The sequence below is a fragment of the Serratia ureilytica genome (assembly GCF_017309605.1).
GTDB lineage: Bacteria > Pseudomonadota > Gammaproteobacteria > Enterobacterales > Enterobacteriaceae > Serratia > Serratia ureilytica.
In genome coordinates this window covers 2,934,317-2,955,045 of sequence record NZ_CP071320.1, presented here as the reverse complement: position 1 = coordinate 2,955,045, position 20,729 = coordinate 2,934,317, and the positions used below count along the sequence as shown (strand labels likewise).

The following is a 20,729-nucleotide window of genomic DNA, read 5'->3' as shown; positions in this document are numbered from 1 at the left end:
CCGTGGATCGGGGCCGCAGAGGCATAATTTACTCGTTGTGGTGGGTGTCGTGCTGGCGGGCGAAGGTCACCTGCATGCGCGCGCCGCCGAGCGGGCTGTCGCTGATGACGATTTCGCCGTCGTATTGCTCGATGATCTCCGCCGCCACCGACAGGCCAAGGCCCTGACCGGGACGCAGGGTATCCACCCGCTGGCCGCGCTGGAAGATCAGCTGGCGCTTGCTTTCCGGGATGCCCGGGCCGTCGTCGTCGATGACGAGGATGAGGTTTTTCTCGGAGTGCAGCGAGGTGATTTCCACGAACTCGAGGCAGTATTTGCAGGCGTTTTCCAACACGTTGCCCATCACTTCCATAAAGTCGTTCTTCTCGCCCATAAAGGTCACTTCCGGCGAGATGTCCAGCGTGATCACCACCCCTTTGCGCTGATAAACCTTGTTCAGCGCCACCACCAGGCTGTCGAGCAGCGCCGGCACCGAGTGGATCTCGCGCGTCAGCACCGTCTGGCCGGAGTTGATGCTGGCCCGATGCAGGTAGTAACCGATCTGCTGAGAGATGCGCCCGATCTGATCCAGCATGATCGGCTCGGCTTCTTCGATGGTGGTCTGCTTGCCGCTGCGCAGCGAGCGCAGGGTGCTTTGCAGCACCGCCAGCGGCGTTTTCAGGCTGTGGGTCAGATCCGACAGGGTGGTGCGGTATTTGGTGTAGCGCTGGCGTTCGTTGCGCACCAGAATGTTCAAATTGCGCACCAGGCCGCGCAGTTCGCTGGGCGGGTTCTCATCCAACTGATCGCGTTCGCCGTTCTCCAGCTCGCCCACCTGATTGACCAGCGCCTTGATCGGCCGCAGGCTCCAGTAGGCCGCCAGCCACAGCAGCGGCACCACCAGCAGCAGGTTGGCCAGCAGCACGTAGCTGAACCACTCCCACACTACGTCTGAGCGCTGCAGCTCCTGCGGAATGCTGTCGACCACCACGATGGTCAACGCCGGCAGCCGCGCCGTGGCGGCATAGGTATTGACCGCCACCGAGTGCGTCAGCGCGTTCTGATCGGTATCGTCATAATTCTTCAGCTGATCCTGCGCTTTGGGGTTGTCCCCCAGCACTTCGCTACTGATGCGGGTATCGGTGTCAATTTCGTAGAAGCCGGACTCCTCCAGCCATTCCTTGTTGATCAGCTTCTCCAGCTCCGGCACCTTGCGCTGGCTCCACAGCAGGTTGCCTTTATCGTCGTAGATAAACACCAGCGTGGGAAAATTGAGATCGATATCGGGAGGAATGGCGATGGTGAGCTTGTTGTCTTTCCACTGCGCCAGGCTGAAGAACAGGTTACTTTCGCCGCGCAGCAGGCGGAAGGCGGTCTTGTCGAAGCTGACGATGTAGCCGACGACCGCCACCAAACCGTAAGAGAGCGACAGCGCCAGGATCACCCCGGCGGTCGCCATCAGGAAGCGGGCGCGCAGCGAAAACGGTTTTTTATTCTTGTTGAACATCATGTTCACTTCGCGTCAAAACGATAGCCCTGGCCACGTACCGTGGTGATCACTTCATGCGGGTATTCCGCCTGCACCTTCTTGCGCAAGCGGCCCATCAGCACGTCGATGGTGTGGCTTTCGCGCAGTTCGGCGTCCGGGTAAAGCTGCAGCATCAACGAATCCTTGCTCACCACCTTGCCGGCGTTGCGGATCAGGGTCTCGATGATGGTGTATTCAAAGGCGGTCAACTTGATCTGTTGATCGTTGACGCTCAGTTCGCGGCGCGACAGATCGATCTGGAACGGCGGCAGCACGATCACCTGCGATGCCAGGCCGCTGTTGCGGCGCATCAGCGCCTGCATGCGGGCGATCACTTCTTCCAGGTGGAACGGCTTGGTGACATAGTCGTCGGCGCCGGCTTCCAGCACCGCCACTTTGTCCTGCCAGCTTTCGCGGGCGGTCAGCACCAGGATCGGCAGCTTGGTCTGGTGCGCGCGCCAACGGCGGATCAGGCTCAGGCCGTCTTCGCCCGGCAGGCCGAGATCGACGATGGCGATATCCGGCGCATGCTCCTGCAGGAAATAATCGGCTTCCTTGGCGTCTTCAGCCGCATCGACCTGATGGCCCATCTCGCGCATCTGAACGGAAAGGTGGTGGCGCAGCAAACCATTATCTTCAACAACCAGTACTCGCATGGCGAACTCCTGTGACTGTGCGGGTGAATGTCCTGTCACCCACGCGATAAAAGGGAACACGCTCTGCGGCGTGTCAGGGGATAACGCGGCCACCTGAACCATTTTGGCAAAAAATGCTGAGGTTATGGTAGGTATAACCCGCCCGGCCCGCAAGAGAGCCGAAGCAATGTATTAAAATAAGCGTTATCAATTTGTTCGCCGACATTATCGACAAGTTCTGATAAACGTCGGATAAACAGCGGCGGGGCAACGTTAAACGCAACTTAAACGCGTCGGGCATTGCCGCGAAAGGAAAGTGTGAACCGGAGCGCTTGATAAGCTTTAAAGGTACTAATAAGGTATTATTGAGGTATCGGCATATTTTCTCAGGAGCGATGGATGAAGCAATTAACCCAGGCAGAACGTATAGCGGGCGCATTTTACGGACAGATGCTGGGCGACGCGCTCGGCATGCCTTCCGAGCTGTGGCCGCGCGAGCGGGTTAAGCGCCACTTCGGCTGGATAGACGGCTTCCTCGATGGGCCGGCGGAGAACTCGGCCGCCTGTTACTTCAAGGCCGGGCAATATACCGACGATACCTCGATGGCGTTGGCGCTGGCCGATGCGCTGCTGGAAGCGGAAGGCGAGGTGGTGCCAGAACTGATCGCCCGCAACGTGATCCGCTGGGTGGACAGTTTTGACGCCTTCAACAAGAACATTCTCGGCCCCAGTTCCAAACTGGCGTTGAGCGAGCAGAAAGCGGGCACGCCGATCGCCGCGTTGGAAAACAACGGCATTACCAACGGCGCGGCGATGCGCATTTCGCCTTTGGGCTGCGTGCTGCCGTCTGCGCCGCTGGAGGGGTTCTGTCAGCAGGTGTGGCTGGCCTCCAGCCCGACGCACAAATCCGACATCGCCGTCGCCGGTGCCGTGGCGATCGCCTGGGCGGTTTCGCGTGCGGTGGAGGGGGCGGACTGGGCCTCGATTCGCCTGGCGTTGCCGGGCGTGGCGGAGTATGCCCAGTGCCGTCAGGTGACGACGTTCAGCCCTTCGCTGGCGGCGCGCATCGAGTTGGCGTTTCAGGTGGTGGATGAGGCGGCCGATCCCGAACAGGCATCCGAGCGGATATATCAACTGATTGGCGCCGGGGTGAGCACCATCGAGTCGGTGCCGGCGGCGTTGGCGATGGTGCAGCTGGCGCAAACCGATCCTACCCGTTGCGCCGTGCTGTGCGCCAACCTGGGGGGCGATACCGACACCATCGGCGCGATGGCCACCGCTGTCTGCGGCGCGCTGCACGGCGCCGAAGCGATGGATCCTGCGCTGCTGGCGCAGTTGCAGCGGGTGAATCCACTGGACGTCGAGGCGTATGCCCAGGCGTTCGTGCGTTTTCGCCGCCGTCGGCAGGGCGAGGCGTAACGGATCAGCTTTCGCTGGTAAATTCGTACATGTCGCTGCGGCAGAAGCTTTCGCTGTATTCGATAGGCTTCTTGCGGTGGTCGAACAGCGTCTGGCGCACGATCAGCAGCGGCATCGGTTCTGATAATTGCAGCGCCCGGCGGATGTCGTCATCGGCCATGGCCGCGCTGACCTGGCTGCGCAGCGATCCCATCTCCACGTTATTTCGGCGGAAGTAGTCATAGAGCGAGATGCCAATCTCGTCGACGTTGGTAATCGCCGCCGCCACCACGTAGGACACCGCCACCGACATCGGCTGCCGATCGAGAAAGTGAATGCGTTTGAGTTGATAGATCGGCGTTCCGGTCGCCAGCTGGAGCTTTTCCGCCAGTTCGGCGCTGGCCGGCACCCGTTCGCGGCTGAGCCATTGCGTGTCCGGCCGGCGCCCTTGTTGCATCACCTCGCGCGAGAACCCTTTGACGTCCGCTAATGAATAGCGCAGCTTCGGCGCGGGCCGTTGCGCCTGGATGAAAGTGCCGTAACCGCGTGAACGGCCGATGATGCCGTCTTGCTCGAGACAGGCCAGCGCTTTGCGCACCGTGATGCGCGAGATGCCGAGCCGTTCGGTAAACAGACGCTCGCTGGGCAGGAAATCCCCCGCGTTCAGCAATCCTTGCTCGATGGCCTGGCGCACCGAGGCGTTAAAGCGCAGATACAGCGGCATCGCGCCCGCGCTGGCCAGATCCTGCAGCAGTTTTTCCAGCAGACGCTGGTTGGTCTCCTTGCTCATAGCCGACGGAAATCCTGTAGCCTCAATGCAATGGCTTATTTAAGGGGATTTCGCCGGGCAGCGCAACTGCCGCCGCCGAGGGGATGAAATAAGGTAGAGTAGTGTGCAATCGCCCCGAGTTTGGAGAAACAGACAGCCCATGAGTGACCACCCATCCTGCGCGGACGACGCGGCAATCCTGGCGGCCTTCACCCAGCAGCGTCAGCAGGGGTTGACCCGACGTTCGGCGCTGCATCAGGCCCTGTTGCGGCTCATCACCGCCGGGGAACTGCCGTGGCGGGCGAAGCTGCCGCCAAGCCGCGCATTGGCGCCCCGGCTGGGAGTGGCGCGCGATACGGTGGAGCAGACCTACGCGCGGCTGGAGGCGGAGGGATACATCAGCCGGGCGGTGGGGCGAGGCAGCTATGTTCGCTATCGCTGCGATACGTTGCTCGGCCGTGAACTGCTGGCGACGCAGGCGGGCCAGGAGGCGCGGCTGGCGGAACGCGAGCTAAGCGATCGCGGCCGGGCGTTGCTGGCGGTCAGCCATACGCCGCACACCAGCCGTCAGGCGTCGCTGACGCCCTCGCTGGCGGATCTGCGGGCGTTTCCCATCGATTCGTGGCTGCAGTGGGAAAAGCAGGCGCTGCGGCGGCACGGCGAGCGGCTGTTGGGGTATGCCGATCCGCAGGGCTTGCCGGAGCTGCGTGCGGAGATCGCGCACTATTTGCAGCGGGAGCGGGGCGTCAAGGCGACGGCGGAGCAGGTGATCGTGGTCACCAGCTCTCAGCAGGCGCTGGCGCTGTGCACGCAGGTGCTGTTCGATCCCGGCGATGCGGTATTCGTCGAAGAGCCGGGTTACCAGGGGGCGAAAAAACTGGTGCAGTCGGCGGGGCTGCAGGCGCGGCCGATCGGCATTGATGAGCAAGGGCTGGACGTCGGGCAACTGATGCAGGCTTCGGGGGGCGGGCGGGGCGTTTACATCACGCCGTCCCATCATTACCCGCTGGGATACTCGCTGAGCCTCGAGCGGCGCCTGGCGCTGTTGCAGTGGGCCCAGAGCCGGCGGGCCTGGATCATCGAAGACGATTACGACGCCGAGTTCAACTACGATCGACAAACCAAGGCGGCGCTGCAGGGGCTGGACAGCGGCGGGCGCACGCTGTACATCGGCACCTTCAGCAAGACGCTGTTTCCGGGGTTGCGCATCGGTTTCATGATCGCGCCGCCGCAGCTGGTGCGGCCATTGGTCGCCGCCAGGCAGTTTCAGGACGGCTACACGTCGGCACTGGCGCAGATGACGCTGTTCCACTGCCTGCACGAGGGCGGCTACGCCGAGCATCTGCGCAATATGCGTACGCTGTACAAGGCGAGGCTGGACGTCCTGTACGACGCGGTGCATCGCCATCTCGCGCCCTGGACGCGCCCGGCCTTGCCGCAGGGTGGCCTGCAGCTGGTTTGCCCGCTGGCGGATGCGGCGACGGAGCGGCGGCTGGTGACGGCGGCGGCCGAGCGGGGAATACGATTGTACGGCCTGGCGGATTTCTACACCGGCGCGCCGCAGCGCGGGGCGCTGGTGCTCGGTTTCTCGGCCTATGCGCCGGACGAGATCGTGCGCTTTATCGCCACGCTGGCGCAGGTGTTCAACGCGCTGCCGCGGGAAAACGGCGGTTAAAATTGGTCTGCTCGGCGTTTTGAATTGGTCCGTATTACACCGTCGCTGCGCGGTGTATCCTGCCGCTATTCGGTTATTTCCCTAATGGAAATAATATCTTAACCCCGTGAGGCGCTATGAACCCATCAAATCGTGAAGTGACTATCCGCAGAATCAATGGCGACGACAGAGCGCAATGGCTGGCGTTGTGGCAGGGCTATCTCGACTTCTACCGCGCCGACGTGGCGCCGCAGGTGACCGATCGCACCTTCGAACGGTTGGGGCAGGATGAACAGGTGTACGGGCTGGTGGCGGAGGATGCCGACGGCCGGCTGCTGGGGCTGATGAACCTGGTATTCCATCCGTCCACCTGGAGCGCGGTGGGCTATTGTTATATCGAAGATCTCTTTGTGTCGCCGCAGGCGCGCGGCCATAAAGTGTCGGAAAAACTGTTCGAACAGGCGTATCGGCTGGCGGAGGCGCGCGGCAGCGATCGGGTCTATTGGATGACTCAGGAGTACAACGCGCCGGCGCGTTCGCTGTACGACAAAATCGGCAGAAGAAGTTCGTTTATCGTTTATACCCGTTAACCGCAGGAGGCGCGTATGGCAATGAATCGTTATGGTCAGCCGATTGGCGAACCGATGCCGGATTGGCAGCCGGCTCGCCGCCCGGGCGGCGCAACGCTCGGCGGGCGTTTCTGTTCACTGGCGCCGCTCGAGCCGCAGCGGGATTACGCCGCGCTGTACGATGCTTTCCAGCTGGCGCCGGACGGCCGCGACTGGACCTATCTGTCTATCGAACGGCCCGATACGCCGGCGGCGATGCTGCAGCATCTGGAGACGCTGCAGGCCAACCCGACGCTGGTCAACCTGACGGTGTTCGACGCCGCCAGCGACGCGCCGGTGGGGACGGTGGCGCTGATGCGCATCGACGAGGCCAACGGCGTGCTGGAGATCGGCCACGTCAGCTGGTCGCCGTTGATGAAACAGCGCTCCAGCGCCACCGAAGCCATCGCGCTGCTGCTGCGCTACGCCTTTGATACGCTGGGCTACCGCCGCTGCGAATGGAAGTGCGACAGCCACAACGCGCCGTCGCGCCAGGCCGCGCTGCGCTTTGGTTTCCGTTACGAGGGCAACTTCCGCTTTGCGGTGATCGTCAAGGGGCGCAGCCGGGATACCGACTGGTTCGCCATCACCGCTGACCGTTGGCCGACGGTGCGGCAGGCGCTGGCGCGTTGGCTGAGTGCCGAGAACTTCGATGCGCAGGGGCGGCAGATAGCCCGGCTGCAGGTGTTGCGCGGCGAATAATAAGCAACAAGGCGGCCCGCGGGCCGCCTTGTCGTTGTGGGTCTAACGCGCTTACTTCAGCTCGTCGACCAGGGTGGTGGCGCGGCCGATGTAGTTGGCCGGGGTCATCGCCTTCAGACGGGTTTTCTCTTCTTCCGGCAGCGCCAGACCGTCGATGAACGCCTGCATGCCGGCGGCGTCCACGCGCTTGCCGCGGGTCAGCTCTTTCAGCTTCTCGTAAGGCTTCTCGATGCCGTAACGGCGCATCACGGTCTGGATCGGTTCGGCCAGCACTTCCCAGTTGTGATCCAGTTCGTCCAGCAGGTGCGCCTGGTTCACTTCCAGCTTGCTGATGCCCTTCAGGGTGGCCTGATAGGCGATCAGCGCATAGCCCAGGCCCACGCCCAGGTTACGCAGCACGGTGGAGTCGGTCAGGTCGCGCTGCCAGCGGGACACCGGCAGTTTGCCCGCCAGGTGGCCCAGCACGGCGTTGGCCAGGCCCAGGTTGCCTTCGGAGTTTTCGAAGTCGATCGGGTTGACCTTGTGCGGCATGGTGGAGGAGCCGATTTCCCCGGCGATGGTCTTCTGCTTGAAGTGGTTCAGGGCGATGTAGCCCCAGATGTCGCGGTCGAAGTCGATCAGAATGGTGTTGAAACGCGCTACGCAGTCGAACAGCTCGGCGATGTAGTCGTGTGGTTCGATCTGGGTGGTGTACGGGTTCCAGGTGATGCCGAGCGAGGTCACGAACGCTTCGCTGAACTGATGCCAGTCCACTTCCGGGTAGGCGACGATGTGGGCGTTGTAGTTGCCGACCGCGCCGTTGATTTTACCCATGATCTCCACACGCTCCAGCTGGCGGTACTGGCGCTCCATGCGGTAAGCCACGTTGGCGAACTCTTTGCCGACGGTCGACGGCGTAGCCGGCTGGCCGTGGGTGCGCGACAGCAGCGGGATATCGCGGTATTCCAGCGCCAGCCCTTTCAGCGCATCGATGATTTTACGCCAGTAAGGCAGCACCACGTCCTGACGAGCGCTTTGCAGCATCAGCGCGTGCGACAGGTTGTTAATGTCTTCGGAGGTGCAGGCGAAGTGGATGAACTCGGACACCGCGTGCAGCGCAGGCACCGCCGCCACTTTTTCCTTCAGGAAATACTCGACCGCTTTCACGTCGTGGTTGGTGGTGCGCTCGATGGTTTTGATGCGCTGAGCGTCTTCTTCGTTGAATTCAGCGACGATTTTGTCGAGGAAAGCGTTTGCGTCGGCGTCAAAAGCGGGAACTTCCTTGATTTCTGCGCAGGCGGCCAGTTTTTGCAGCCAACGTACTTCAACCTGTACGCGGAATTTCAGCAGACCGTATTCGCTGAAAATGGGGCGCAGTGCGCTGACTTTATCACCGTAGCGTCCATCAACGGGGGAAACGGCGGTCAGTGAGGATAATTCCATCGGTAGCAACTCCTGGGATCGATTAACAATGAGCAACGATATTTTGCGCCTGCTTGAACAGACGATTACGGGAAAACATTAACTGCAGGCGGCTGCCGCCGACCTGTTGCCACAGCACGGCGGCGCGAATGCCGGCCAGCAGCGTGGCGCGAACTTTGGCCTGCACCTGCGGGTTCTGCAAGATCGCCGGTGAGCCGGTCACCTGGATGCGCGGCCCGAGCGGGCTGACCACGTCGACATAAATGCCGGCCAGCGCGCTGATGATGGTGTCCGACTCAAGATCGAAGTGCGCCAGCTGGCGCTCGAGTTGGCCGAGGCGTTCGCCGAGCGTGTTCATTGCCTGTTTGTTGGCGTTGAGCTTGCGCTCCAGCACCATCAGGCTGATGGTGTAGCGGGTCAGTTCCGCGCCCGGCCCTTTGTTGTTGGCGTTAAGCACGCCCATCAGGGTTTCGAGGCCGACCATCAAATTGCGCTCCTCGCCGCCGAACACCGCCAGCGTAGAGGGTGGGTCCATCTGCAGCAGGCTTTTCAGCGAGGTGTGAAACGCTTCGCGGTCGCATTGCCCTTCATGGGCCAATTGCTGAACCAAACGCGCCGACTGGCTGATACCCGCCATGGCCAGCGTGATGTCATAATAATTCTTCGCCACGATGACTCCTGTAAACGCGGTGAACGGTACATGGCTTACTGTATAAGGTTGTGCGTATCGCCAGGGTAACGGCGGCGGCCGCGAACGGTAACGATCGGGCGTGGCTGTAACAACGATGACAACGAATGCCGCGGATCATGCCATAAAATTGAGGGTAAACCCAGCGTCTAATACGCCTGTGGCGAGGCGGATGCGCCGTGCGGCGCAGAACTGCGCAAATAGACGGCGAAAATCGCCGGTGGCGCGGCACGAACTTATTGTTGCGGCGGCAAATAAAGTGCGGCGGCTGCATCTATACTGCCAACGTGACCCCTCAAATAAAGACCTTTATATGCACGTAAAAAACAAGCAGCCGCTGCCGGCGGTGACGCTGGCGGCCATCGGCGTGGTGTACGGTGATATCGGCACCAGCCCGCTGTATACCCTGCGCGAATGCCTGACGGCGGAAGAAGGGATCACCCTGACGCCGACGTCGATCTACGGCTTTCTGTCATTGATTTTCTGGCTGTTGACGCTGGTGGTGTCGATCAAATACGTCTGCTTCGTGATGCGTGCCGACAACGACGGTGAAGGGGGAATTCTGACGCTGATGTCGCTGGCGATCCGCAAGCTGGATGCGCGCTGGGTGCCGGCGGCGGTGCTGGTCGGGCTGGTGGGCGGCAGCTTCTTTTATGGCGATGGGGTGATTACCCCGGCCATTTCGGTGCTCTCGGCTATCGAAGGCCTGCAGATTATTGCCCCCGAGCTGGACAGCTTTATCGTGCCGCTGTCGCTGCTGGTGTTGACCGCGCTGTTCGCGATCCAGAAACACGGCACCGGCAGCGTCGGCAAACTGTTCGCCCCGGCGATGGTCATCTGGTTCCTGACGCTGGCGCTGCTCGGCATCGGCGGCATTTTGCATCACCCCGGCGTGCTGCGGGCGCTGAACCCTTACTGGGCGGTGAATTTCTTCCTCGAGTACAAGGCAGTGTCGTTCTTCGCGCTGGGCATGGTGGTGCTGTCGGTCACCGGCGCCGAAGCGCTGTACGCCGACATGGGCCACTTCGGCAAAAAACCGATCCGCCTGGCGTGGTTTACGCTGGTGGCGCCGGCGCTGGTGCTGAACTACTTCGGCCAGGGGGCGCTGTTGTTGGCCAACCCGGCGGCGATCAATAACCCGTTCTTCCTGCTGGCGCCCACCTGGGCGCTGATCCCGCTGCTGGTGATCGCCACGTTGGCGACGGTGATCGCCTCGCAGGCGGTGATCTCCGGCGTCTTCTCCCTGACGCGCCAGGCGGTGCGGCTGGGCTACCTGCCGCCGATGCGCATCATCTATACCTCCGATCAGGAGTCCGGGCAGATCTACATTCCGGTGGTGAACTGGCTGCTGTTCGCGGCGGTGTTGATCGTGATTATCAGTTTTAAACACTCCAGCAACCTGGCCTCGGCTTACGGCATCGTGGTGACCGGCACCATGCTGCTGTCGTCGATTTTGCTGAGCATCGTGGCGGTGAAAAACTGGGGCTGGCCGCGCTATCTGGGTGGGCTGATGCTGCTTGCCATGCTGTGCATCGACGTGCCGCTGTTCGGCGCCAACCTGATCAAACTGGCGACCGGCGGCTGGCTGCCGGTGGCGCTGGGGTTGATCATTCTGCTGATCATGCTGACCTGGAAGACCGAGCGCTCGCGCCTGATCCGCCGGCTGCGCGACAACCAGGAAGGGCTGACCGCGCTGATCGAGTCGCTGGAGAAGGCGCCGCCGAAGCGGGTGCCGGGCACCGCGGTGTTTATGGAGCGCACGCCGCATGCGGTGCCGCTGGTGCTGCTGCATAACCTGAAGCACAACAAGGTGTTGCATGAGCGCGTGGTGCTGCTGACTATCGTGACTACCGACATGCCGTATGTGCACAACGTGCAGCGGGTGGCGATCGAACAGCTGTCGACGAGCTTTTGGCGGGTGGTGGCGAGCTACGGCTGGCGCGAAACACCCAACGTGACGGATATCCTTTATCGCTGCGGCCTGGAGGGGATGAGTTTCACCATGAACGAGACCTCGTTCTTCATGTCGCGCGATACGCTGGTATTGGGCAAGCGCCCCTGGTATCTGCGCGTACGCGGCAAGGTGTTCCAGCTGTTGCAGCGCAACGCGCTGCGGGCGCCGGATCTGTTCGAAATCCCGCCAAACCGGGTGATCGAACTGGGGGCGCAGGTGGAATTCTGAATAAAAAAAACGCTGCGGTAAACGCAGCGTTTTTCTTGGGCGGCAGGCGAACTACGCCAGGCGCTGTTCGATGATGCCGCCGCCGAGGCAGATTTCGCCCTGGTAGAACACCGCCGACTGGCCGGGGGTGACGGCAGAGACCGGCTCGTCGAAACGCACTTCGATGCGTTCGTCGTCGAGCGGGGTCACGGTGCAAGGGATGTCCTGCTGGCGATAGCGGGTCTTCACCGTACAGCGGAACGGGCCGGTCAGCGGCAGGCGATCAACCCAGTGCAGCTGCTGCGCGATAAGGCCGACTGACATCAGGCGCGGGTGATCGTGCCCTTGCGCGACCACCAGCACGTTATTGGCCACGTCTTTATCCACCACGTACCACGGATCTTCGCTGCTGTCTTTCAGGCCGCCGATGCCTAACCCTTTGCGCTGGCCCAGGGTGTGATACATCAGGCCCTGGTGTTCACCGACGGTCTGGCCGTCGACGCTGACGATCGGGCCCGGCTGCGCCGGCAGGTAGCGGCCGAGGAAGTCGCGGAATTTGCGCTCGCCGATAAAGCAGATGCCGGTGGAGTCTTTCTTCTTGGCGGTGACCAGCTCCAGTTGCTCGGCGATGCGGCGCACCTCCGGCTTCTCCAGTTCCCCAACCGGGAACAGGCTTTGCGCCACCTGCTCGTGGCTCAGGGTATAGAGGAAGTAGCTCTGATCTTTGTTGCCGTCGACGCCGCGCAGCAGGCGGCTTTTGCCGTCCACGTCCTGGCGGCGCACGTAATGGCCGGTGGCGATGAAATCGGCCCCCAGGTCTTCGGCGGCGAACTCCAGGAAGGCTTTGAATTTGATTTCTTTATTGCACAGGATGTCCGGGTTCGGCGTGCGGCCGGCCTTGTATTCTTCCAGGAACAGCTCAAACACGTTGTCCCAGTATTCCGCCGCAAAGTTCACCGTGTGCAGTTCGATGCCCAGCTTGTCGCAGACCGCTTGCGCGTCGGCCAGATCGGTCGCGGCGGAGCAGTACTCTTCGTCGTCGTCTTCTTCCCAGTTTTTCATGAACAGCCCAGCGACCTGATAGCCCTGTTGCTGTAACAGATAGGCGGTAACGGAAGAGTCGACGCCGCCGGACATACCGACGATTACTTTTTTCTGGCTGTTGTCTGACATGGGGATCTCACGAACTTGAACACGAACCGTGCTGATAAAAACAAGCGCAGGATTTTACCACGTTGCCCGCGCCGGCGCACTGTTCATCTTGTGCTGCCCGGCGCCCTCAATGCGGCCAGGCGAAGCTGCCGACCAGCGACAGCGGGTAGCGCTCCGGCTGCTGGTAGCTGCGAATGCTCTCGGCCACCAGCGCGGAACGCAGGTTGGGCGCCTGCAAAATCTCGTCGGCGCTCAACCACAGGCAGCGATCGATGTCGCTGTCGTGCGGCTCGGTCGGCAGCGGCTGTTCCAGCTCGATGACGAAGCAAAAACGCAGGAACGGCGTGCGATCCGGCGCAATCCATTGGTGCAGACGTAAAAACGCCTGCGGGGTGGCGCGGATGCCGGTCTCTTCCCACAGCTCGCGCTCGGCGGCCTGCACCAGCGTCTCGTCGGCCTCCAGGTGGCCGGCCGGCTGATTCCACAGCGCTTTGCCGTTGATGGTCTCTTCGACAATTAAAAATTTGCCGGCGGCGTGCACCACGCAGGCCACGGTGACGTGCGGTTTGAACATGCGGTCTCCTTACAGCGGTTTGTCGATGCGCCGATAGATATCGTCCAGCTCGGCGATGCGGGTGCGGTAACTTTGCAGCAGGCAGGCGGTATCGCCGCCGCACCGCTGGCGTTTTGCCAGCCAGGCCTGCTGGCTGTCCTGCATCGCGCCGCGCGCGCCCATGGCGAACAGGCCGCGCAGCAATTGGTATTGGGTGGCCATTTGCACATCCAAATCGTTCAGCGTGCGGTTGGCGCAGATGGCTTGCTCATCGCGGCTTGCCGCCTTGGCGCAGTCGAAGCTGGCGGCCTGGGCGGCAAACGGGGCCGCCAGAGCGGCGAGCAGCAGCGCGATCGGCGTGGATTTCATGGCGCCTCCATCAGTTATCGGTCTACAGAGAATCGATGCTTTTCCATTCACCAGGCTGCAGTGAGCCCAGCGAAAGATTACCCATACTGTAGCGAATCAGGCGCAGGGTAGGGAACCCGATATGCGCCGTCATGCGACGCACCTGGCGGTTTCGCCCTTCGAACAGGGTGATTTTCAGCCAACTGGTGGGGATGGATTTACGCTCGCGGATCGGCGGGTTGCGCGGCCATAGCCACTGAGGCTCGGCCACCAACTCAACACCGGCGGGTAGCGTCGGGCCGTCTTTCAGCGTAACGCCGCAGCGCAATGGCGCCAAATCGCTCTCCTGCGGCGCGCCCTCGACCTGCACATAGTAGATTTTGCCGGTGCGCTTGCCCGGCTGGGTGAGCTGCGCCTGAAGCTGGCCGTCGTTGGTCAGCACCAGCAGCCCTTCGCTGTCGCGATCCAGGCGCCCGGCGGCGTAAACGTCGGGGAAGGGGATGTACTCTTTCAGCGTGGTGCGGCCGGCTTCATCGGTGAACTGCGGCAGCACGTCGAAGGGCTTGTTGAATAACACAATTCGACGCGGCCCCTTCGGCGCGGCGGGTTTGGCGGCATTCGGCTTGCTGAATCGTTTAACGTTGTGATTTCTAACAGAGAATTTTTTCATAACAGTTGAGATTACGGATGATAAGCGCATTATAACCGAATCCGTTTCGGATTGGCGCGGACCGAATATTCAAGTAGTATCTACACGCATCTTACAAAGCATTAACAAAATTGCGCTTGAAGGAGAGGTTGATGGAAAGCAAAGTAGTTGTTCCGGCAGAAGGTAAAAAAATCACGGTTGACGCCCAGGGTAAACTGGTTGTTCCTCATAACCCGATCATCCCGTTCATCGAAGGCGACGGCATCGGCGTTGACGTGACTCCTGCCATGATCCACGTGGTTGATGCGGCCGTTAAAAAGGCTTACCACGGCGAACGTAAAATCTCCTGGATGGAAATCTACACCGGCGAAAAATCTACCCACGTTTACGGTAAAGACGTGTGGCTGCCGGACGAAACTCTGGACCTGATCCGCGACTACCGCGTCGCCATCAAAGGCCCCCTGACCACCCCGGTCGGCGGTGGCATCCGTTCTCTGAACGTGGCCCTGCGCCAGCAGCTGGACCTGTACGTGTGCCTGCGCCCGGTGCGTTACTACCAGGGCACCCCAAGCCCGGTGAAACAGCCTGAGCTGACCGACATGGTGATCTTCCGCGAAAACGCCGAAGACATCTACGCCGGCATCGAGTGGAAAGCCGGCTCCGCCGAAGCGGACAAAGTGATCAAATTCCTGCGCGACGAAATGGGCGTGAAGAAAATCCGCTTCCCAGAGCAGTGCGGTATCGGCGTGAAGCCATGCTCCGAAGAAGGGACCAAGCGTCTGGTGCGTGCGGCGATCGAATACGCCATCACCAACGACCGTGACTCCGTGACCCTGGTTCACAAAGGCAACATCATGAAGTTCACCGAAGGTGCCTTCAAGGATTGGGGCTATGAGCTGGCGCGCGAAGAGTTCGGCGGCGAGCTGATCGACGGCGGCCCATGGCTGAAGATCAAGAACCCGAACACCGGCAAAGAGATCGTGGTTAAAGACGTGATCGCCGACGCCTTCCTGCAGCAAATCCTGCTGCGCCCGGCGGAATACGACGTGATCGCCTGTATGAACCTGAACGGCGACTACATCTCCGACGCCCTGGCGGCCCAGGTAGGCGGTATCGGCATCGCGCCGGGCGCCAACATCGGTTCCGACTGCGCGCTGTTCGAAGCGACTCACGGCACCGCGCCGAAGTACGCCGGCCAGGACAAAGTGAACCCAGGCTCCATCATCCTGTCCGCAGAGATGATGCTGCGCCACATGGGCTGGTTCGAAGCGGCTGACCTGATTGTTAAAGGCATGGAAGGCGCCATCGCGGCCAAGACCGTGACCTATGACTTCGAACGCCTGATGGAAGGCGCTAAACTGCTGAAATGTTCAGAGTTTGGCGACGCTATCGTTAAACACATGTAAGTGTGTTTGCGTTTGAATGAGAGCGGGAGCCTAAGGGCTCCCGTTTTTTTTATTGTTCCAATTGCATGGGTTATTACGCTGCCGCAATCTGGCGCCGGAGCCAACAGAGCTGGGCTGTTATGCAATTGCGCGAGATTGATTTCAGCACGAACAAGGGGTCGAGTTACCTCATTATTCCCGGACAGACGGCTGATGGAATCGTGGTGAAAACCTCTACATGGCACGCTGTGCGGAGGCTGGATTTGTGCTGATCTCACGAAAGTTGCTGATCGGCGACGTCATCATAATCTCAGTGAGAACGGATGAACTGAACCATGCTGGTGTGTACTCGCTGGTGGCGTGATGCTCCATCACATGTGCGGTCAGCTAAGTAATCGTGTCCCTTACGAGTGATATTGGCAAGAACGAACGATCACGATTTTGCGTTTTAACGGGTGAACTTCTTAACTTCAACTGTTAACATCAAAGGGGATTACTATTCTATAGGAAAAGGATTAAATGAGAGAGTTTGGGTTTTTATTGCTGGCAGTAGGTGTCGTTTGGCTGCTGATAGCTTTTAACATGGACACCTATGTTTTTACTGGCTATGGTGAACGTGTCAATAACATTGGTTTGATCGCATCTAAACAGAATCACTTGCTGATATCATCAGTTATTTCTATTTGCGCCATTTTGATGATCATCTTTGGGAAATCGTCGTCTAAGGCAACCAATGTATATGTAAAATGCCCGTTCTGTGCTGAAGAAATAAATCCTGAAGCAATAAAATGCAAGCATTGCGGTAGTGATGTATCGGTTCAGTTGAAAGTACAGAAAGAAAACAAGTTCTCATTTTATGGATTTGATCATAACTTATTGCTATCAGAAGATGATAGCCCATCACTAAATGACAGTGAAGTGATGGAATTAGCCAATAAAATCAAGTCAATATCAAAGTCAAATCGTGATTCTTATATTTTTGGCGAGCATCAATCAAATATCACATACATTAAATACAAACTCCCTAAAGCTGTTCAAGACGAGTTTGTAAAAAGATTAAAATACTGGCTTGCTAAATAAAAATTATTCCTCAAGAAAGCCGCGCTATGCGCGGTTTTTTTATGGGGTGGGTATGCCTTTTAAGATTCCTGAAATTAAATGCATTTGTCTCTAAGGTATTCTGAAAGCGGGAGCGGGGAGAGTTTACCGTTTATTCTCCGGACGTCCACTTTAAACATTAAAAGCCCTTGCTGCAATTCTACCTGATTTCCAAAAATTTATGCTGGAAAGCTGGGGGGAGGGGAGGGATTATTCTTGGGAGGATCTAGTCTGAAGGAAACCCATGCCGGAATATTCCAGCTTACTCACCACAAGTAAGCTGGAAATTACCAATATGGGTTTATTCAGGAGTTCATCACATGTGTTCTGTCGTTGCAAATACCACCAAGTCTGGACGCCGAAGTATCGATTTCAAATACTTTGCGACAAGGTGGGGAAAGAGCTCTATTGAACAATTTACATCCTCTGCAACATGAAGGTCTGTGAGGTTTTGGAGCTAAATATTCACCAACTCACGAGCATTTGTCCCATCGAAGCTATCGACTTATACGTTGATGGATGTCCTAAAAGGACGCAGTGCAATCCGCCTTTACAGTCGTTTTCTGCACATACGCAAGAAGCTGTGAGGCAACCATTTTTGGGCAAGGGAATACGGTAAGGGTAAACGAGGAAATTATCAGACGATACGTAAAGCATCAGGATGAGAAAGACCAGGAGATCGAGCAGCAGATGGAGTTGTAGCAGGATTAACTCGAATATTGCCCCCTTTTAGGGGGCTTCGTGTAAAGCCACCTCCGCAGGAGGTGGCCTTTGACTGTCTACTGTCCGAATGCAAAGGTATCGGACAAGATCACCGCGCGGCGTTAGCCGATTCACGCACGACCAGCACCGGGCAATTGGCGTGGCGCACTACCGCGGTGGCATTCGAGCCGAGGAGGTAAGTCATTGCAGAAGGGCGGTTGGAACCCATCACAATAATCTCCGCGTTAAGCGCATCGGCGAGTTCCAGGATCTGATCTTTGGGATCGCCGACGGCGACATGCGTGGTCACTCGATCCTCGGGAACGCTGAATTGTTTTGCCGCTTTCGCCAGCCCCTCGGTCGCTATCGCAATGGTTTCATCTTTGGTTTCCACCGCCGCCGTGGCGGCAAAGCCGAAGGCCGCGTAGGTGGCGCGCGACGGGATCACCGCCAGGAAATGGACGTGGGAGTCTTCGAGCCTGGCGAGCGCGTTGACATGCGGGATGACCTGCTGTGTTAATTCCGGCTCGGTAATATCCACGGGAACCAAAATAGTTTTGTACATACTCCCTCCTTATCGTTTTAAAAAACTCCACTTATCGGATTATAGCCGTTCGACGCCGGGAAAGGGGAGATCCGTATGGCAAACCTGGCAACGTTGTCTGCTGAAATGTCAGGCGTTTATCGACGTTATCGTTAAACGCCAATGGGCGCGCTTACTGTTTGAATAGAAAGGGAGCCATCGGCTCCCTTTGTTTTAGCAGGCTCAGATTATCGGAACCTTAATGAGGGATTTCCGACACCTCTTTGACTTCCGTCTTGTTGATTTGCTGTTTGACGCCATTGGCGTCGGTATACCCGATCAACCCGGCAGAAGTCTCTTTCGGTTTGCCGTCACTGATGATCGTTCGGCCATCGTGGGTATGAATAGCGTAGCTGGTGCGTGTGCAGCCTGACAGTGCGGCGATGGCAACCAGGGCGATCGCGGGAAGAACAAGCGCTTTTTTCATTTGTAGCTCCTTTTAGTTATTCAACTCACTCATGTTTGCAATCTGGTCTCGATTGATCTGTTCCGTTTTGCCCGTTTCAGCATTTCGATAGGAGACCAATCCGGTATCTTTATCGATCTGGGGCTTGCCGTCGGTAACAATGGTTTTACCATCCGTCGTTTTGATCGCCTGATTGGAAGCGCAGCCCACCAGGGACATCAATGCTGTTGCCGCCAGCAGCGCGGCAAAGGGGCGTTTGCTTTTCATACCTACCATCCTGGTTACTTAAACAAATTTAATATCAGGAAAGTAAGTATAGGCAGATTTTCCAGATTGCCAGGGTTGAAAGCGCTTCTAATGGGATAAAAAATTAAGAATAACTTAATTTATTGATGGAGTGATTACTCGTTCGGATAACAAGGTTATCGATAGGTCAGGGTTTTCAGCTGTACGCCCCGCCTGGGGAGCTATGGCTTCATGTCATCATCGGCCCACGATTCTCCGCATGCCGATGCTTGATACTCGCAATGTCTCTGGCGGTTTGGCGTTAATTCTGTATAAGTATGCGCCGGGGATCTTGTCGAATACCACGTTGATTTTGGCTGATAGTCATCCATAAGGACAGGGATATGAAAATCACGCATTCAGGCTTTAAAACCGGCGCCGCCACATTATTGGCGGGAATGTTCGCACTGGCGTTAACCGGGTGTGCCAAGAGTACTGCCCTCAGCCAAACCGATCCGGCAAATAAAGAGGTTGACGATCTTTTCGCCAACCTTGGCAACCCAAAGGCGCCGGGAAAAGAGGAATTACATTACCTGTCTCAGGTGCAAGCGGAGATCCAACGCCATTTTAAAGACGCCGAAACCTACTCAGGCAGAAGTTGTACATTAAGCATCAAGCTGGCGCCGGATGGCCTGCTGATCAGCATTCGGGCTGTTCAAGGGGATCCGGAACTTTGCCAGGCCGCGATAAAAGCAATCGTCAATGCACGTTTGCCTAAACCGCCAACGGCCGCGGCTTACGAAGCGGTCAAAAGCAGCGTATTGGAATTTCGTCCGCAGTGAAAATGCAGGGCGGAAACTGCGATGTCAGACAATTAAACCAAAGTCACAGGCCGTATTTTCATGCGGCCTGTGAGTATTGGGTTGTGCAATATTTCGTATAGCGCTTCCTCATGCTAAAGCCCGTTTTTTCGGCATTATTTCACGGCATGTGGCGCCACTCTCTACCGATACATCATCGCGCTTACGCGCTCGCTTCGGTCTTTAAAACCGTTGCTGCGCATCGTTACCACATAGTAGCGATAGTGGTGTTTCTGTGCGTATTCGCGCACCAGATCTTCGGCGAACAGGCCGCTGAAGGTGACGGTGGTGACGAACGTCAGCCCTTTCACTTCGTAGGTGCCGATCTCTTGCGGGGTGCCGATATACGGCGGCGGGAACACGGTTTTGTGGAACTGGCAGCCGGCCAGCAGCAGGGTAAACAGCAGGGCGGCGGAGATTTGCGGTATTCTCATCGGGAAATGCTTTCCTTCCTTGGCGTGTGTTTTGGTAACTCTGTAATAGGATTACAAAATTCGACCGGGATGTAAAAACTATCCCGCCGCGGTTGCCGTTTCGTTGATGCGGTATCGCCGTTATCCATCAGCATGAGGATTAAAACATGTTTGTTCGCCAGGCCACCGACAGCGATGCCTCAGCCCTGATCGCCCTCGACAGCGTCGCCGAATACGAGCCGCAGCGCGCGGCGCAGATCCGCGCCTGGTGCGGGCAGGGCGTCTGTTATCTTGCCGAGGAGCAGGGCATGGCGATGGGATACGGTGTGCTGCACTATCACTTCTTCGGCTGCGGCTTTGTGGAGATGCTGATGGTCGGCGAGCGCTATCGCCGCCGGGGCGTCGGGCAGGCGCTGATTGCGGCGCTTAAGTTGCACTGCCGGCACCCGAAGCTGTTCACCTCCACCAATCATTCCAACCTGCCGATGCAGCGGCTGCTATTGAACGCCGGGTTTGTCGCCAGCGGCCAAATTGACAATCTCGATGACGGCGATCCGGAGCAGGTCTTTTTCATCCCGCTGCGCTAATACAGCCGGACATCCACCGCCTGCTGTTGCAGCCAGGTGCTGACGTAGCCATAAGCGGCATAGAAGGCCAGCAGCGCGAAGATCAGCACGGAAAGCGAGGCCAAAAATTTGACGTCGCCCTGCTTCGAAAGCTGGTAAGCGCAAGAGATAAAGGCCAGCAGGCACAGCAGGGTGAAGGCGATGGCCAGCGTGGCGTAGAGAATAAGCATAACGAAACCCGTTCTTCCTTGTTAGCGCGGCAAGGA

At 58.6% G+C, this 20,729-nt stretch carries 23 protein-coding genes and 1 pseudogene; 10 read left to right on the top strand and 14 right to left on the bottom strand.

All coding sequences use genetic code 11. The features are described 5' to 3' along the window. Positions 1 to 28 precede the first annotated feature (28 nt). Positions 29 to 1,486: a two-component system sensor histidine kinase PhoQ gene (gene phoQ / locus J0X03_RS13795; protein ID WP_033652118.1), complete on the bottom strand. Its 1,458-nt coding sequence runs from the start codon at positions 1,484 to 1,486 to the stop codon at positions 29 to 31. A gap of 5 nt (positions 1,487 to 1,491) precedes the next feature. After that, positions 1,492 to 2,163, bottom strand: a complete 672-nt coding sequence (phoP, locus tag J0X03_RS13790) for a two-component system response regulator PhoP (RefSeq protein WP_004941169.1) — start codon at positions 2,161 to 2,163, stop codon at positions 1,492 to 1,494. Between the two features lie 378 nt (positions 2,164 to 2,541). On the opposite strand from phoP, the gene J0X03_RS13785 reads away from it, so the two are divergent. Beyond that, positions 2,542 to 3,561, top strand: coding sequence for an ADP-ribosylglycohydrolase family protein (locus J0X03_RS13785; RefSeq protein ID WP_122016916.1), 1,020 nt, complete (start codon positions 2,542 to 2,544; stop codon positions 3,559 to 3,561). A 4-nt stretch (positions 3,562 to 3,565) separates the two neighbouring features. On the opposite strand, the gene J0X03_RS13780 is transcribed toward J0X03_RS13785, so the two are convergent. Beyond that, positions 3,566 to 4,330, bottom strand: a complete 765-nt coding sequence (locus tag J0X03_RS13780; protein ID WP_046686903.1) for a GntR family transcriptional regulator — start codon at positions 4,328 to 4,330, stop codon at positions 3,566 to 3,568. Between the two features lie 139 nt (positions 4,331 to 4,469). On the opposite strand from J0X03_RS13780, the gene pdxR reads away from it, so the two are divergent. From pdxR to J0X03_RS13765, 3 genes are all read left to right on the top strand, one after another. Further along, the gene (gene pdxR, locus J0X03_RS13775) at positions 4,470 to 5,984 is read left to right on the top strand and encodes a MocR-like pyridoxine biosynthesis transcription factor PdxR (protein ID WP_046686904.1); all 1,515 of its coding nucleotides are present in this window, start codon (positions 4,470 to 4,472) and stop codon (positions 5,982 to 5,984) included. Positions 5,985 to 6,100: 116 nt separating this feature from the next. Continuing rightward, positions 6,101 to 6,553: a GNAT family N-acetyltransferase gene (locus tag J0X03_RS13770; RefSeq protein ID WP_033642777.1), complete on the top strand. Its 453-nt coding sequence runs from the start codon at positions 6,101 to 6,103 to the stop codon at positions 6,551 to 6,553. Positions 6,554 to 6,568: 15 nt separating this feature from the next. Further along, positions 6,569 to 7,273, top strand: a complete 705-nt coding sequence (locus J0X03_RS13765; RefSeq protein WP_033642778.1) for a GNAT family N-acetyltransferase — start codon at positions 6,569 to 6,571, stop codon at positions 7,271 to 7,273. Positions 7,274 to 7,324: 51 nt separating this feature from the next. Here the strand turns inward: J0X03_RS13765 and purB are convergent, their stop codons facing one another. Further along, positions 7,325 to 8,695 (bottom strand): adenylosuccinate lyase, encoded by a 1,371-nt coding sequence (gene purB, locus J0X03_RS13760; protein WP_033652066.1) that lies wholly within the window; start codon positions 8,693 to 8,695, stop codon positions 7,325 to 7,327. Between the two features lie 22 nt (positions 8,696 to 8,717). Then, positions 8,718 to 9,344 (bottom strand): high frequency lysogenization protein HflD, encoded by a 627-nt coding sequence (hflD, locus tag J0X03_RS13755; protein WP_033642780.1) that lies wholly within the window; start codon positions 9,342 to 9,344, stop codon positions 8,718 to 8,720. Between the two features lie 331 nt (positions 9,345 to 9,675). Here hflD and kup point away from each other — a divergent pair, with 331 nt between their 5' ends. Further along, positions 9,676 to 11,544, top strand: a complete 1,869-nt coding sequence (gene kup / locus J0X03_RS13750; protein ID WP_033642781.1) for a low affinity potassium transporter Kup — start codon at positions 9,676 to 9,678, stop codon at positions 11,542 to 11,544. A 51-nt stretch (positions 11,545 to 11,595) separates the two neighbouring features. Here the strand turns inward: kup and mnmA are convergent, their stop codons facing one another. From mnmA to rluE, 4 genes are all read right to left on the bottom strand, one after another. Then, positions 11,596 to 12,696: a tRNA 2-thiouridine(34) synthase MnmA gene (gene mnmA, locus J0X03_RS13745; RefSeq protein WP_016928066.1), complete on the bottom strand. Its 1,101-nt coding sequence runs from the start codon at positions 12,694 to 12,696 to the stop codon at positions 11,596 to 11,598. A 106-nt stretch (positions 12,697 to 12,802) separates the two neighbouring features. Continuing rightward, positions 12,803 to 13,249 carry an NUDIX hydrolase gene (locus tag J0X03_RS13740; protein WP_004941205.1) on the bottom strand — a complete coding sequence of 149 codons (447 nt, stop codon included), beginning with the start codon at positions 13,247 to 13,249 and terminating at the stop codon, positions 12,803 to 12,805. 9 nt (positions 13,250 to 13,258) lie between these two features. Then, positions 13,259 to 13,597, bottom strand: a complete 339-nt coding sequence (locus J0X03_RS13735; protein WP_033642782.1) for a lysozyme inhibitor LprI family protein — start codon at positions 13,595 to 13,597, stop codon at positions 13,259 to 13,261. Positions 13,598 to 13,619: 22 nt separating this feature from the next. Next, positions 13,620 to 14,246 (bottom strand): 23S rRNA pseudouridine(2457) synthase RluE, encoded by a 627-nt coding sequence (gene rluE / locus J0X03_RS13730; RefSeq protein ID WP_033642783.1) that lies wholly within the window; start codon positions 14,244 to 14,246, stop codon positions 13,620 to 13,622. 131 nt (positions 14,247 to 14,377) lie between these two features. On the opposite strand from rluE, the gene icd reads away from it, so the two are divergent. The 3 genes and pseudogenes from icd to tnpA all read left to right on the top strand — a co-directional run bounded on the left by icd (position 14,378) and on the right by tnpA (position 17,410). After that, positions 14,378 to 15,631, top strand: coding sequence for an NADP-dependent isocitrate dehydrogenase (icd, locus tag J0X03_RS13725; protein ID WP_015377612.1), 1,254 nt, complete (start codon positions 14,378 to 14,380; stop codon positions 15,629 to 15,631). A 498-nt stretch (positions 15,632 to 16,129) separates the two neighbouring features. Beyond that, positions 16,130 to 16,690 carry a zinc ribbon domain-containing protein gene (locus J0X03_RS13720; protein ID WP_052133794.1) on the top strand — a complete coding sequence of 187 codons (561 nt, stop codon included), beginning with the start codon at positions 16,130 to 16,132 and terminating at the stop codon, positions 16,688 to 16,690. 313 nt (positions 16,691 to 17,003) lie between these two features. Then, positions 17,004 to 17,410, top strand: a pseudogene (gene tnpA, locus J0X03_RS13715) (IS200/IS605 family transposase). 109 nt (positions 17,411 to 17,519) lie between these two features. Here tnpA and uspF read toward each other — a convergent pair. The 3 genes from uspF to J0X03_RS13700 all read right to left on the bottom strand — a co-directional run bounded on the left by uspF (position 17,520) and on the right by J0X03_RS13700 (position 18,618). Continuing rightward, positions 17,520 to 17,975: a universal stress protein UspF gene (gene uspF / locus J0X03_RS13710; RefSeq protein WP_033642784.1), complete on the bottom strand. Its 456-nt coding sequence runs from the start codon at positions 17,973 to 17,975 to the stop codon at positions 17,520 to 17,522. Positions 17,976 to 18,192: 217 nt separating this feature from the next. Further along, positions 18,193 to 18,420, bottom strand: a complete 228-nt coding sequence (locus J0X03_RS13705; RefSeq protein ID WP_019454813.1) for a YgdI/YgdR family lipoprotein — start codon at positions 18,418 to 18,420, stop codon at positions 18,193 to 18,195. Between the two features lie 12 nt (positions 18,421 to 18,432). Beyond that, positions 18,433 to 18,618, bottom strand: a complete 186-nt coding sequence (locus J0X03_RS13700; RefSeq protein WP_372507307.1) for a YgdI/YgdR family lipoprotein — start codon at positions 18,616 to 18,618, stop codon at positions 18,433 to 18,435. A gap of 410 nt (positions 18,619 to 19,028) precedes the next feature. Between J0X03_RS13700 and tolA the strand changes: the two genes are divergently transcribed. Continuing rightward, positions 19,029 to 19,466: a cell envelope integrity protein TolA gene (gene tolA, locus J0X03_RS13695; protein WP_103101233.1), complete on the top strand. Its 438-nt coding sequence runs from the start codon at positions 19,029 to 19,031 to the stop codon at positions 19,464 to 19,466. A gap of 161 nt (positions 19,467 to 19,627) precedes the next feature. On the opposite strand, the gene J0X03_RS13690 is transcribed toward tolA, so the two are convergent. Continuing rightward, positions 19,628 to 19,918 carry a hypothetical protein gene (locus tag J0X03_RS13690; protein WP_033642787.1) on the bottom strand — a complete coding sequence of 97 codons (291 nt, stop codon included), beginning with the start codon at positions 19,916 to 19,918 and terminating at the stop codon, positions 19,628 to 19,630. Between the two features lie 146 nt (positions 19,919 to 20,064). Here J0X03_RS13690 and J0X03_RS13685 point away from each other — a divergent pair, with 146 nt between their 5' ends. Further along, entirely contained in the window at positions 20,065 to 20,484 is a 420-nt protein-coding gene (locus tag J0X03_RS13685; RefSeq protein WP_123061629.1) for a GNAT family N-acetyltransferase, read from the top strand. Here J0X03_RS13685 and J0X03_RS13680 read toward each other — a convergent pair. Continuing rightward, positions 20,481 to 20,693 (bottom strand): hypothetical protein, encoded by a 213-nt coding sequence (locus J0X03_RS13680; RefSeq protein ID WP_033652077.1) that lies wholly within the window; start codon positions 20,691 to 20,693, stop codon positions 20,481 to 20,483. The two genes, J0X03_RS13685 and J0X03_RS13680, sit on opposite strands and share 4 nt — an antisense overlap. Positions 20,694 to 20,729: the final 36 nt, after the last annotated feature.